Genomic DNA, 13,486 nt, shown 5'->3' with positions numbered 1-13,486 from the left:
TAAAAATTATTATATTTAAATCATAAAACATCAATAATATTGAGCGATTTTGTGAATTATGTTCAGCGCTTTTTAAACATATAATTGCATCATAAAGAGCGCCGTTACAGAAAGGAATGGGCAGTTATGAATAAACCAGTTCTTGAAATGAAGAATATCAGCAAACGATTCGGAAGCGTCGTGGCTCTTAACGAGGTTGACCTTGAAGTTTATCCCGGCGAGATCAGAGGCCTGATCGGTGAGAACGGATCAGGAAAATCCACTATTTCCTCAATAGCTGCCGGAATGCAGAAAGCAAATGAAGGCGAGATGTTTTTTAAGGGAAACAGATGGGAACCGGCCAGTATGATAGATGCACTGAACAAGGGCATTGGAATGGTTGTTCAGGAAAGCGGAACCATTGGAGGAATATCGGTGGCTGAAAACATGTTCCTTGCCGAACTTGGGAGCTTTAAAAACAAATTTGGCCTTGTGGACAAGAACAAACTGGAAAGAAAAGCAGATGAGGCTCTTAAAAGCGTTGGGATAGCAGGCATCAGCGGAAGAGATGCGATGGGAAGGCTGGACTTTCAGGACAGAAAGCTGGTTGAAATAGCCAAAGTTATCATGAAAAACCCGGATATTCTGATCATCGATGAGACATCAACTGCGCTGTCCCACGATGGAAGGCAGATCATGTACAGTCTGATCAGAAAAATGAGGGATGACGGAAAGTCAGTGATCTTTATATCTCATGATCTGGACGAAATCATGGAAGTCTGTGACACGTTGACGGTACTCAGGGATGGAAACATCATAAGGACTTTTGAAAAAGAGGAATTTGATGCAGATGCCATCCGCAGCAGCATGATAGGAAGAGAGCTTAAAGGTGATTATTACAGGGCGGATACGGAGTGTACATCTCTTGATGAAGTGGTACTCAGCGCTCAAAGCCTGAACTACAAAGATAATTTAAAGGACGTTTCTCTGGAGCTCCACCGCGGAGAGATTGTGGGAGTCGGTGGCCTTGCAAGCAGCGGAATGCATGATCTGGGTGAAGCCCTTTTCGGAGCGCTAAAGCTTGATTCGGGGCATGTTATCTGCGGTAGTGGAAAAGAGATACTCAGCCCTCACAATGCAATGGGGCAAAAGATCGGATATGTGTCGAAAGACAGAGATCAGAAATCGCTTTGTCTCGATGCCAGTATAAAAGACAACATTGCTATCGCCGGAATGAATATCTTTAAAAACAAAATAAACCTTGTTACTTCATCCGGTGAGAAAAAATATGTAAAAAAACAGGTGGATGAACTTAAGATCAAATGTTCAGATATGGATCAGGCAGTAGGTCAGCTTTCGGGTGGCAATAAGCAGAAGGTTGTCTTTGGTAAATGGATAGGCTGCGGAAGCGAGATACTGATCCTGGATTGCCCCACAAGAGGCGTGGATATCGGAGTCAAGCAGGCGATGTATCAGCTCATGGTAAAGCTCAAAAATGAAGGCAAGGCAATACTTATGATAAGCGAGGAGCTGCCGGAGCTGATAGGTATGAGTGACAGAGTACTCATTATGAAGGACGGAGAGATCACAAGAGAGTTTAAGAGAAGCAGTACCCTCAGTGAGGGAGACATCATAAGCTACATGATCTGAGGAAGGTAAAAGAGATGACAGATAAAAGAAAAACCAACATAAGACAAAAACTCATATCCTTACTTCCCATTGCCGCTTTACTGGTTTTGTTTGCAGCATTTCTGGTGGTGGTAAGCATAAATGGTTACAGGCTGGATATGTACCTGAAAATAGTATTTAATGAGGCTCTTGTTCTTGCGGTGGTTGCTACTGGGGCGATCTTCATTTATACCCTTGGCACCTTTGATATAAGCCTTGGAGCATCAACGCTCTTTGCAGCCACTATGGGGGTCATGACCTATAACAAGACTCAGAGCCTTATTTTGATGATCGTCGCGATATTCGCAGTGGGTATCACAGCTTCACTGCTGAATTCGGTTTTAGCCTCGGTTTTTCATATACCTCCCTTCGTGACAACTGTTGCCATGATGTCGGTTCTTTCAGCTCTCTCAGCACAGATCATCACAAGTTATGGAGGAGCTCTTGGCGGAATAAGTATTCCCGGCGAAGTTGTAAAGCCCTTTGACAACATAGGTTTTAAGGCAATGCTTTTAATAGCCTTTTTTGCCATATGCTTCTTTGTATTCCAGTTTACGAAGGCTGGAAGAAGGATGAAATTTGTGGGCGGAAATCCAATTTGTGCAGAGCTTACTGGAATAAAGGCAAGTAAATATACGATCCTGGCTTTTGTGATGGCGGGAATCGGAATCGGCCTCGGAGCATTTTTGACACTTTGCTATACCCCATCGGTTACTACTACAACAGCATCAAGTATAGGAATGAATATCTTTATTGCGATCGTTTTCGGAGGAATGCCAATCTCAGGAGGTGCAAGAAGTAAGATTTACGCGGCACTGATCGGTGGCTTCTCATATATTTTGCTGAATGACATTCTTGAGATAGTCATAGACAGCAGCGCAGCATACGGCATCACACAGGTGATCAGTGCAGTCTTTTTCCTGGCGGTGGTTTATGTAACCAGCATGAATTACAGGACAGCACTGTTACCAAGATAAAGGAGGAAAATATTATGAACAAAAAACTTACAAAAGTGATCGGACTTATCATGGCCGGGGCCATGACGGTGATGGCAGGATGCGGAAATTCGGCACCTGCTGCACAGGGCAGTGCTGATAACGCAGCACCGGCACAGGAAGCTGAAACAACTACTCAGCCTTCCGGCAAAGCCAAGAAAATCGGAGTGCTTGTAGCAGATGTCAGCGGTGAGGAAGCCCTGGGATTTAGAAATTACTATGAGAAGTATATTCAGGAAAACTATGATGTTACCTTTGATTACACTGATGCGCTGGCAAGCGCTGAAGACGAGAAGGCCGCTATTGAAAAATTTGCATCAAAGGGATATGACGCAGTTATCTCTTTATCCAGCAGCGACAGAGCACAGCAGATTGAGACCTGCGAGCAGTATGGCCTTTACTATGCAATAGCTTCAGGAGTTCTTGATGACGAGCAGTATGAAAAATACAAAGGTTATGAGCACTTCGTTTGCCAGATCGGACCTTCAAATGCCACTGAATTTGAGGCAGGAAAAGCTATGGGCGAATATTTTAAAAATCAGGGAGTAAAGAAGGTGGCTCTCTATGGCGCTTTCATTCCAAATCCTATGCACGTTTTCAGAGCAGCCGGTGTTCTTACGGGACTTGGTTGTACCTACGGCGGAGCAAATGACATGGGAGCGATCGTGGGACAGATTTTCCAGGATCAGGGAATTGATCTTTCAAAGGTTTCCGGCGATGTTGAACTTGTTGCATACCTTCAGGGATATGGCGATACAACAACAGATGAGCTTGGTGCAGCTATTCAGAAGGATCCCGAGGCATTCCTTTCAGTTGGAATGGCAACTACATTCTTTGCACAGACACTTTCACAGGAAAATATACCTTTTGCCGATATTGATTCCTTTACTGCCATGAACAGTCAGTCAATGGAGAGTGGAAGTCTTAAATATCTTGCAGGTAAGTATTCATCATCTATCGGACCTGTATTTGCGCTGGTTTCAAATGCGATTGACGGAAATCTTATCAGAAATGATGAGGGAAATGCTGTATCGCTCAATCAGGGCTATCTGGTAGCAACAGACAAGGCAACCTTCGATGAGTATTTTGTCAATGACAACGGTGATTCACCCATCTACAGCAAAGAGACACTTGATAGCATTATCGGAAGTCAGGTCACCTATCAGGATGTAAAGAGCCTTGTAGAGAGTAAGTAATACAGAGTAATAAGGAGATTAGCTATGAGTACCCCGAAGAGAATCGTAAACGCACTGGCCATGCCGGTTGTAACCCTTGTGGTTTTGCAGACTCTTTGCCTGTTAAATGGACAGAGTGTGATTTCAAATATGAAAAGCTTTGACAATTTCATAGTTTATACAGCTATTGTGATGATCACAACCATGGCTCTTTCCATAAATCTGAACAGCGGAAGATTTGATTTCTCCCTGGGATCAATGGCCGGTCTGTCATCTATCATAGGGGCAAAAATAACCTATGGGATTCTCTCCGGGGGAAATGGCTCTGCACCGCTGATGCTTTGTATATCCCTTGTTGCAGGAGTGATACTTGGACTAATATCGGGTCTTACATATTGCACATTAAGACTGCCTCCCATCATAGTCTCACTGGGAGTAACGCTAGTGTATGAGGGAATTATGTACACAATAACCGGTGGCAAATATGTTATGAGTGAAGTTCAAAATCCTTCAATGTCCGCTCTTACAGGAACCTGGGTCTATGCAGCATTGATAATAGCGGCAGTCCTTGCATTTATGATAATTACTTTTGATAAAACGGCCTTTGGATATGACTACAACGCACTTAAGTCGGGACAGAAGGTGGCTGTGGCTACAGGTATCAATGAGGTAAAAAACACTCTGATCTGTTATGGGATCAGTGGAGGCCTGATGGGTATAGTGGGAACACTTAATGCGGCCAGAAATACGACAATAAATGGAGGACAGCTCAATTTTGGCAGTATAGCCATCATGTTTACAGCATTTCTCCCTATGTTTATCGCAGGATATGTCGGCAGATTCACAAACGAGAAGATTGGCTTTCTCCTGGCGGCTGTTTGCATGTCACTTTTAAATTCTACCTTTGCTGTATTCTCAAACTCAGTGAATGCAACAATGCAGTCAATTATAAATGCAGTATTGCTGGTTGTTTTCCTTATTTACCTTAACAACAATGATTTGATAAAGAGATTATTGAAAGCATGAAAGACTTAAGATTATTGAAAAAAGCAACGGCTCTTTTCCCAAGGTTAAATGAAAAAGAGATTGCTGTAGCCGAAACAGTAAGTATTACAAGGGACGGCATGGGAATAAAGAAAAAAAGTCTCCGGGATTTCAGGACTATGTCACTAAAAAAAGGTGATGAGGTCATCCTTGACTTTTGCGGACATCTGGTTGGATATCTTTCTCTTGATTTTAAGAACATAGGAGCTCATGCAGATGCTCCGGTGCTCTTAAGAGTACGCTTTGCCGAAAGAGAAGTAGAGCTGTTTGAGGATGCATCAGAATACAGTGGCTGGGTAAGCGCATCATGGATCCAGGAAGAGCTGGTAAAGGTGGATGTGGTCCCCGGAAGGCTGGACTTTGACAGACGATATTCATTCAGATTTGTAAGGATTGAGGTTATGGATATCAGTTCAAGATTTGACCTTCAGATTTCCGAAGCTTGGGCCAAGGCCGTCACTTCTGCCAGAGATACGGATCTTTTACCCTATGAGGCGGCAGATCCCTTGGACAGAGAGATGGACAAGGTGGCTGTAAAAACTCTCAAAGATTGCATGCAGACAGTGTTTGAGGATGGACCTAAAAGAGACAGAAGGCTGTGGATAGGAGATCTTAGGATACAGGCTCTGGCCAATTATGAAACCTACAGAATGAATGATATGGTAAAATCCTGCCTATACCTGTTCGGTGCGCTTACTCAGGAGAATGGAAGAGTCGGAGCCTGCGTATTTTTGGAGCCTGAGCCTGAAGTAGACGACACCTGTATGTTTGACTATTCTCTGTTTTTTGTGGTCATTCTCAGGGATTATTACAGAAAGACAGGTGACCAGGAGGCGCTGGAGGATCTGTGGCAGGTATGCCGCAGACAGATCAGTCTTGCCAGAGAGGGCCTTGACCAACACTATGTAGTAAAGGACCTTGACGTTCTTGGCTGGTGCTTTGTGGACTGGAATCTGGAGCTGAATAAACAGGCAAGTGCGCAGGGGATATTCCTGTACGCGCTGGAGGCAGCAATTGAGCTTGCCGAGCAGGTCGGAGATGTGCTCTCAGAGGAAGAGTATGCTGATCTTTACAACAAAGTAAAGGATGCAGCCAATACTTTTTTATATGATGAAAAAATGGGCATGTACGTAAGCGGGAAAGACAGACAGATCTCCTTTGCATCTCAGATATGGATGATACTTGGAAATGCCGTTGAAGGTAGTGCTGCACTCAGGCTTTTGGAAAGACTAAATGGCTGCGACGGTGCTGTTAAAATGGTTACTCCTTATATGTATCACAACTATATAGATGCACTTATTAAGCTTGGCAGGAAAGAAGACGCTCACAATCTTATGAGACAGTACTGGGGCGGAATGATCAAAAACGGTGCAGACACCTTCTGGGAGCTGTATAATCCCGAAAATCCGGACGAGTCACCTTACGGAGGAACCATTGTAAACAGTTATTGTCATGCCTGGAGCTGTGGCCCGGCGTATTTTCTCAGGAAATACTTTGCTTAATACTTTGGAAGAAGAGAGTTTGATATGACATTTGATAATTATGAAATCGATTATACCGGGAATCCGTTTTTTCTTGACGAGAGTGCCATAAATTGGGTAAAAGAGACCTTTGAGGACATGAGCCTTGAGGAAAAATGCGGACAGGTTTTTTGTCCTATGGGATTTAGCAGTGAAGATGTAGTTCTTCGCGGAATCGTCAGTGGAATTGGTGTTGGCGGGATGATGTACAGAAGTGGGAGAGCAAAAGAGATTCAGGATACTCACAGAAAAATACAGTCAATGGCCAAAATTCCGCTTTTATTAGCCGCTAATACGGAGAGTGGTGGAGATGGACTGGCGGTAGAGGGGACATCTTTTGGCAAGCCCATGGCAGTTGCAGCAACTGCGGATCCTGAAAACGGCTACAGGATGGGGTATGTTGCATGCAGGGAAGGGGCAGCACTGGGACTAAACTGGTCTTTTGCTCCTATCGTGGATATCAACAGAGACTTTCATAATCCGATAACAAACGTCAGGACCTTTGGCGATGACCCGGAGAAGATAGTTTCCTTCGCTTCACGCTATATGGATGGTGCAGATGAAAATAATGTTGCCGTGTCAATAAAACATTTCCCCGGAGATGGAATAGATGAAAGAGATCAGCATATCCTTACCAGTGTCAATTCTCTGTCTGTAAAAGAGTGGGATGACAGCTTTGGATATATCTATAAAAGTCTTATAGACAAGGGAGCAAAGACTGTAATGGTGGGCCATATTGCCCAGCCGGCTTATGTAAAAGAGATTAACAATAATGCTGACAGAAGAAGCATGTTGATGCCGGCATCTCTTTCTAAGGAACTTCTTGGAGGTCTTCTCAGAAAACGTCTTGGCTTTAATGGCCTTATAACCACAGATGCCACTCCCATGGTAGGATTTACCAGTGCAATGCCCAGAAATATTGCCATACCGACTGCCATAGAAAACGGCTGCGACATGATTTTGTTCAACAAGAGCCTTGAAGAAGATTACGGTTTCATGCTTGAGGGTATTGGCAGTGGTTTGTTGTCCGTAAAAAGACTTGATGAGGCAGTGCTGAGAATCCTTGCAACAAAGGCATCCCTGGGGCTTCATGAGAAACAAAAAAACGGAAGTCTTGTCCCTATGGAAGAAGAGTTATCAGTTGTTGGCTGCAGCAAACACAGAATGTGGGCAAAAGAGGTGGCTGATAAGGCTGTCACTCTTGTGAGGGACGAGAAAGCTCTTTTGCCGTTAAGTCCGAAGAAATACCGGAGGATATACCTAAATGTGATCGACAAGGAAATGGACCCGGAGAGCGCATTTGTAAAGATGTGGAAGGATAAGCTGGAAGCAGAAGGGTTTGAAGTTACGGTAAGGGACAGACGTGTTAAAATTGTCCCGGCTGATTTTATGGATCCGGCATCACTACCTGATGAGAAGAAGGCTCTTTTACATGAGATGTACAGAAGTGTTGCTGAGATGAAGGAATCCTTTGATCTGTATCTATATGTCTGCAATATGGAAAATGCTTCAAATAACACTACTTTGCGACTCAACTGGAACGTAGTGTTTGGGCTTGGAGATGATGCGCCCTGGCATGCATCAGAAATACCTATGATGATGATATCGACTTCGTATCCATATCATCTGTTTGATGCTCCCATGATCGGGACTTATATTAATTCCTACAGCGCAGGTGCGGATTTTGTCGATGCAACTGTAGAGAAAATAATGGGCAGATCTGAGTTTATGGGAGTAAGTCCCATTGATCCCCTGTGCGGAAAGGATTACATCTGATATGAAATATAAGGCCATAATTTTTGATCTGGACGGAGTTATCTGTTTTACCGATGAATACCATTATCTTGCCTGGAAGGAGCTGGCAGATGAGCTGAATATTCCCTTTGACAGGACTATCAATGAGAGGCTAAGGGGCGTCAGCAGAATGGATTCTCTTGAGATCATACTGGAGAAATATTCAGGACCTGAGTTCTCAAAGGATGAAAAGGAAAAGTTCTGCGGAAAAAAGAACGACATCTACAGAAAGAGTCTTGAAAATATGTCTGAAAAAGACCTCTCGGAGGAGGTCAGAGAGACGTTAAAGGAGCTTAGAAACAGGGGACTTAAGCTTGCCATCGGATCTTCGAGCAAAAATACCAAGTTCATATTAAAACAGATCGGGCTGGAAGGTTTCTTTGACGCCATAAGTGATGGCACCAATATCACAAGATCCAAACCCGATCCGGAAGTGTTCTTAAAAGCTGCCCAGTTCCTTGCAGAAGAGCCGAAGGACTGCCTTGTTATAGAAGATGCTGAAGCCGGCATAGATGCTGCGGTTGCAGGAGGCTTTGACAATGCTGGCATCGGAAGCGCATCAGATTATTCAAAGAGCACATATCGTCTTGGCAGTTTTAGTGATATTTTGAAAATCGTTTAAAAAATATGGAGATCAATGGATACGAAGATTTCGCAGTTATGTGGGGTATTGAAGATACTGACACTCTCGCAGAAGAAGTCTCAACCTGCTGGAATGAAGTCCTCATCCTCTGCAGCAACATGTCCCTCGTAAGAGAGTGCCAGGAGCTGTTAAAAGAAGCGGTTTATGTTGATTAAGTGTTATAATGGTCTGGATTGAGAGGTGATAGGATGAATATCCAGATTTTTGGCACGAAAAAGTGCAACGATACAAAGAAAGCAGAGCGTTTCTTCAAAGAGCGCAACATCAAATATCAGTTCATCGACCTGAAGGAAAAGAGCATGAGCAAGGGCGAACTGACCTCTGTTGCCAGTGCTGTGGGCGGCGTAATGAACATGGTAAACCCTGGCGCTAAGGATAAAGACACAGTGGCCCTGATCCAGTATATTGCCGACGAGGACAAATTCGACAAGCTCTTAGAGAACCAGCAGATCATCAAGACCCCTGTGGTCAGAAACGGAAGGCAGGCCACTTTAGGTTATCAGCCTGATGTATGGAAAAAGTGGGAATGAAAGATTTTAATAGTATCAACAACAAATCCAAAGGGATCATATGCATATTGTTCGCAGCCCTTGGTTTTTCGCTTATGACTTTCTTCGTGAGGATATCGGGAGATGTCCCGACCATGGAGAAGGCTTTTTTCAGAAATGCCGTTGCCATTGTTGCATCCCTGATCCTTCTGATCAGATCCGGGGAGAAGATCAGTATCAAAAAAGGCTGCGCGGGCGATATCTTTTTCAGATGCCTGTTTGGCACAAGTGGCCTCATCGCCAACTTCTACGCCATAGACCAGCTGAACATCGCAGATGCCAACATGCTTAACAAGCTGTCGCCATTCTTCGCGATCCTTATCTCGATTCCAATCCTAAAAGAAAAGCCCAAGAAGATCGACATACTGGCAGTAGTCGTAGCCTTCCTGGGAGCGATGCTCATAGTCAGACCAACCGGTAGTAACATGCAGTTTGTGCCTTCTCTCATAGGACTTTACGGCGGATTCGGCGCAGGAACAGCTTATGTTTTTGTCAGAAGACTTGGGAAAAAAGGCGAGCGAACCCCAATAATAGTCCTGTGCTTTTCGGTCTTTTCAACAGTGGTGACAATCCCGTTCATAGCCATGAACTATGTGCCCCTTAAGCCAGTCCAGCTCCTGTGCCTTATCATGGCAGGGCTTTCCGCCACCATCGGGCAGTTTGGCATCACTTCAGCCTACAAGTACGCCCCGGCAAAAGAAATATCGGTCTTCGATTACACACAGGTCATCTTTGCCGCAATCCTTGGCATCCTGTTCCTTGGAGAACTGCCAACCGTGCTTTCCTTCGCAGGATACATTATCATCATCGGAGTCGCAGTACTCAGGTGGAGATACAATTTAAAGAGTGATGATTAAAAAAGCGTGAAATTCACTCACAATAATTGACACTAAAAAGTGATATAGATATGGGAGCAATTTATGCAGAAGCAGCAAGCTCCAGGAAATTAACTCTGTACAAAAAGTTCTTAACTATCCTTTCATAACGATCTGCGTCGGCAAGGATGTTACGGGTATGATCTGCGCCTTCAAAAATGTGCATCTCAGTGAATCCGTTAGTTGCATTTTTAAGAGCAAAAGTCTCATTTAAAGGTACAACGCAGTCGCTGTCGCCCTGAATGAAGCAAATCGGAACTGTATTACCGCCAAGACTGTCCTTTGTAAAAATCTTCTTATAAGAGTACCCAAACATAAGCTTGAAAAAGACCACAGCCGGATCAAAAAGCTTAGGTGACACATGAGCCATCTGCTGAGCAAGCTTGCAAAGCAGTGCATAAAGTGAATTGTAGCAGCTGTCAGCGATAACAAAAGAAATATGAGGATGATACTTAAGAGCAGTAAGAGCAGTTACGCCACCCAGGCACTCGCCGTGAACGCCGATCTTGATATCATCTCCGTAACGCCTGACAGTATCATCTATTACGCTGAGCAGATCCTTACTTTCCTTGATGCCCCAGGTTGATGGAGACTTTTTGTTATCACCATGACCACGAAGATCAAAGAGAATACCGTTGTATCCCATCTTCCTGAAAATGTTAAAGTACTTGATCCCGCCGATCCTGCAGTAAGTTGATGAATGAACCAGAATAACGAATTTCTTGGAAGGAGTAGCAGCTGGAACATAAGTTGTGTGAAGCTCATAACCATCAAAAGACTTTATTATGTACTCCTCGCTGTCCCATTTCTTATAACCATCAAGAAAATGCCTGCGGTTTTCCTTCATATATGCCTTGTTTGGGTCGATGCACTTAACCAGTCCCATTGACCTTGCAAATATCGCACAGAGTGTAAGATATAGAATTATAAATAATAATATGCTTGTTATTGCGATTACCATAACGTTTTTCCTCTAAATAAATTAATTGTTTTTCGCGCACAGGTTTCTTATACTAACACGGAATTTTAAAAATGTAAATCACAAAATGTAACAAATTCGACCATTACATTAAACAGAATTTAAACTGAATTCAAAGACTTCGCCGCATGCTGAGACAGTATTACTGCTGTTTCGACATGCGGCGATATGCTTTCTATATGTTTTGTTGTAGCTTAAAGTGAGAATTTGGAAACAAAATCCTGCAGTTCCTGTGCATTGCTGGCCAGCTTGTCTGAAGCTTCTGCCACTTCATGAGAGGAGGCTGTCTGTTCCTGCGAAGCAGCGGAAACGTTCTGGGTTTCATCCGCAACGTTTGCGCTCATATCTTCAATCTTGCTGATGTTATGGGCTATAGTGTCTGTGCCTTCAGAAAGCTGACCGACGATTTCGCTCATTCTTTCTGATTGTTCAGAGATGGAGTATACCATATCTACTATGCTATTGAATGTTTCGCCCGCGTTGTTAACGGTTTCTGTTCCTGATACAACGTCCTGAGCACCCTGACGCATGGAAGAAACTGCTTCGTCGGAGTTCTTCATTATTTCTTCAATAAGTTCTGTGATCTTTGAAGCGGCGTCATTGGATTGGTCTGCAAGCTTGCTGATTTCGCTGGCAACAACTGCAAAGCCTTTACCCATTTCTCCGGCCCTTGCAGCCTCTATGCTGGCGTTGAGAGACAGAAGATTAGTCTGGCTTGCTATTTCTGCTATAGTATCAACGAAAGTATCAATATTTTTAAGCTGTTCTCCTAAGGCTTCTACTACAGAAGCAGTATTTTCCACGGAATTCTTAATTGAACCCATCATATTTGTGGCATTAGTCATGTCAGCCGCGCCCTTTGTAGCAGCTTCATTGGTAGTCTTTATCATTTCAGTTGTCTTGCTGATAGCATCCTGGAATTCCTGCATATTGTTAACAAATGCCTGGGTTTCGTTACTTGCACCAGCCACAGCGGTTATCTGTCCCGAGCAGGACTGAGCCACTGTAGTGCAGGAATTAGCAACCATTTCACTTGCTTTAGCGGACTGGGAGGCGCTGGCTGAAAGCTCTTCGGATGCAGATGCCACATAAGAAGTGGTGTCAGTGATTTTCAACATTAGATTTCTTATGTTGGTGTGCATAAGGTCAAGTGCTATTGCTATCTGTCCTATCTCATTGTTTTCACTTGAAGGAAGTGCCCGTACTTTGTCCATTTCTGCATTATCAGAGAAATCATTATTGGACATTCTGACCATCTGGGTTGTGGCAAGTTTAATAGGCGTGGTAATCCTCTTTCCCATATAAACAGCGATGGCAATTCCGATGAGCAAAAGAATTATCATAGTAATAATGCTGTTTCTGATGGTGGAAGTAAGTGCTTTGCTGGATTGTAATTCATATTCGCTCTTGAGTGTATCAATATAATCAACCCATACTCCGGTACCCATAACCCAGTCAAAAGGCTCAAAATATGCTGTATAGTTGATCTTGGGCAGAGGCTCGGTTTCATTTGGCTTAGCAAACATAAGGTTTGTGTATCCGCCCCCACTCTGCATACCGTTCTTTATCATCTCCTGGATAAAGTAGGTTCCATTAGGGTCAACACTATCCCATCTTGACTGTCCTTCAGTATCCCTGCCTAAAAGAACTACATTGATACCTTTAGATGTATCAATCCAGAAATAGCCAGCTCCATCATTATACTTAAGTTCTCTGATGATATTTGCCGACTCTAATTGAGCTTCTTCAAGAGTCATTTCGCCGGCAAGATATCTGTCATACATAACCTGACATATGCTCATGGCTTCCTGAGTTTCATTTTTTAACTCAGACATGATATCTTCCCTTAGCCTGCTTTCGTAAGCCTCTGCCTGCGAGGCATTGGTCTTAATGGTGCTATACAGGTTAAAGCCTGCAATGGAAACTGCTGTGACCACAACAGCAAGAAAAATAGAACCGACGATAGGTAACATCAAAGAACCGTTTTTTTTCTCCATAAATAAGTCCTTTCTTTTACGCTGTGTTATCGGAATGACGATATCTGATGCTGATTATATCATTAATAAATACCTGTAATGACGGCTTTTCGTGAGAAACATATTAAAATTTTATTAAAACGGCATGGCAGACATTAATACTAATTCGAACAGGATTTATTCGCACTGCTTATTGTCTATGTCGTATCGCCTGTAGATTTCGTTCCAGGACCAATTGATGACATCCTGGCGATTGTAATTTACCTGGCTGCCAATAAGAGCAATCTTTT

Annotated in this window: 12 protein-coding genes; 10 read left to right on the top strand and 2 right to left on the bottom strand. The window is 43.5% G+C overall.

Features of this window, described 5'->3' with window-relative positions; genetic code table 11:
- Positions 1-126: 126 nt before the first annotated feature.
- The 10 genes from BO18_RS05560 to BO18_RS05520 are packed head-to-tail and all read left to right on the top strand — an operon-like array spanning position 127 to position 10,223.
- Positions 127-1,629, top strand: a complete 1,503-nt coding sequence (locus tag BO18_RS05560) for a sugar ABC transporter ATP-binding protein (protein WP_022779854.1) — start codon at positions 127-129, stop codon at positions 1,627-1,629.
- Between the two features lie 14 nt (positions 1,630-1,643).
- Entirely contained in the window at positions 1,644-2,624 is a 981-nt protein-coding gene (locus tag BO18_RS05555) for an ABC transporter permease (RefSeq protein WP_034444357.1), read from the top strand.
- Between the two features lie 14 nt (positions 2,625-2,638).
- A complete protein-coding gene (locus BO18_RS05550) occupies positions 2,639-3,838 on the top strand; it encodes a substrate-binding domain-containing protein (protein ID WP_034444355.1) in 1,200 nt (399 codons plus the stop codon).
- Between the two features lie 24 nt (positions 3,839-3,862).
- Positions 3,863-4,843 (top strand): ABC transporter permease, encoded by a 981-nt coding sequence (locus BO18_RS05545; protein WP_034444353.1) that lies wholly within the window; start codon positions 3,863-3,865, stop codon positions 4,841-4,843.
- Positions 4,840-6,363: an alpha-L-rhamnosidase-related protein gene (locus tag BO18_RS35505; protein ID WP_034444350.1), complete on the top strand. Its 1,524-nt coding sequence runs from the start codon at positions 4,840-4,842 to the stop codon at positions 6,361-6,363. Before BO18_RS05545 ends, BO18_RS35505 begins: the two co-directional genes overlap by 4 nt.
- 24 nt (positions 6,364-6,387) lie before the next feature.
- Complete coding sequence (locus BO18_RS05535; protein WP_034444349.1) at positions 6,388-8,157, top strand: glycoside hydrolase family 3 protein; 1,770 nt, start codon at positions 6,388-6,390, stop codon at positions 8,155-8,157.
- 1 nt (position 8,158) lies between these two features.
- Positions 8,159-8,797, top strand: coding sequence for a beta-phosphoglucomutase (gene pgmB, locus BO18_RS05530; protein WP_034444347.1), 639 nt, complete (start codon positions 8,159-8,161; stop codon positions 8,795-8,797).
- Between the two features lie 5 nt (positions 8,798-8,802).
- Positions 8,803-8,973 carry a hypothetical protein gene (locus BO18_RS34735; RefSeq protein ID WP_185752348.1) on the top strand — a complete coding sequence of 57 codons (171 nt, stop codon included), beginning with the start codon at positions 8,803-8,805 and terminating at the stop codon, positions 8,971-8,973.
- Positions 8,974-9,006: 33 nt separating this feature from the next.
- On the top strand, positions 9,007-9,348 hold the full coding sequence (locus BO18_RS05525; RefSeq protein WP_034444345.1) for an arsenate reductase family protein: 342 nt from the start codon (positions 9,007-9,009) through the stop codon (positions 9,346-9,348).
- Complete coding sequence (locus BO18_RS05520) at positions 9,345-10,223, top strand: DMT family transporter (RefSeq protein ID WP_034444342.1); 879 nt, start codon at positions 9,345-9,347, stop codon at positions 10,221-10,223. The genes BO18_RS05525 and BO18_RS05520 overlap by 4 nt, the downstream gene beginning before the upstream one ends.
- Before the next feature lie 61 nt (positions 10,224-10,284).
- Here the strand turns inward: BO18_RS05520 and BO18_RS05515 are convergent, their stop codons facing one another.
- The gene (locus tag BO18_RS05515; RefSeq protein WP_034444339.1) at positions 10,285-11,202 is read right to left on the bottom strand and encodes an alpha/beta hydrolase; all 918 of its coding nucleotides are present in this window, start codon (positions 11,200-11,202) and stop codon (positions 10,285-10,287) included.
- 212 nt (positions 11,203-11,414) lie between these two features.
- A complete protein-coding gene (locus BO18_RS05510; protein WP_034444336.1) occupies positions 11,415-13,217 on the bottom strand; it encodes a methyl-accepting chemotaxis protein in 1,803 nt (600 codons plus the stop codon).
- Positions 13,218-13,486 lie beyond the last annotated feature (269 nt).

The sequence above is a fragment of the Butyrivibrio sp. AE2032 genome, assembly GCF_000702965.1.
Note: the sequence above shows the minus strand (reverse complement) of the source record. Positions and strands in the feature narration are given on the sequence as shown.

Coding starts and splice junctions, on each gene's coding strand:
- BO18_RS05560 (WP_022779854.1), top strand. CDS start 127: ATGAATAAACCAGTTCTTGAAATGAAGAATATCAGCAAACGATTCGGA.
- BO18_RS05555 (WP_034444357.1), top strand. CDS start 1,644: ATGACAGATAAAAGAAAAACCAACATAAGACAAAAACTCATATCCTTA.
- BO18_RS05550 (WP_034444355.1), top strand. CDS start 2,639: ATGAACAAAAAACTTACAAAAGTGATCGGACTTATCATGGCCGGGGCC.
- BO18_RS05545 (WP_034444353.1), top strand. CDS start 3,863: ATGAGTACCCCGAAGAGAATCGTAAACGCACTGGCCATGCCGGTTGTA.
- BO18_RS35505 (WP_034444350.1), top strand. CDS start 4,840: ATGAAAGACTTAAGATTATTGAAAAAAGCAACGGCTCTTTTCCCAAGG.
- BO18_RS05535 (WP_034444349.1), top strand. CDS start 6,388: ATGACATTTGATAATTATGAAATCGATTATACCGGGAATCCGTTTTTT.
- pgmB (WP_034444347.1), top strand. CDS start 8,159: ATGAAATATAAGGCCATAATTTTTGATCTGGACGGAGTTATCTGTTTT.
- BO18_RS34735 (WP_185752348.1), top strand. CDS start 8,803: ATGGAGATCAATGGATACGAAGATTTCGCAGTTATGTGGGGTATTGAA.
- BO18_RS05525 (WP_034444345.1), top strand. CDS start 9,007: ATGAATATCCAGATTTTTGGCACGAAAAAGTGCAACGATACAAAGAAA.
- BO18_RS05520 (WP_034444342.1), top strand. CDS start 9,345: ATGAAAGATTTTAATAGTATCAACAACAAATCCAAAGGGATCATATGC.
- BO18_RS05515 (WP_034444339.1), bottom strand. CDS start 11,202: ATGGTAATCGCAATAACAAGCATATTATTATTTATAATTCTATATCTT.
- BO18_RS05510 (WP_034444336.1), bottom strand. CDS start 13,217: ATGGAGAAAAAAAACGGTTCTTTGATGTTACCTATCGTCGGTTCTATT.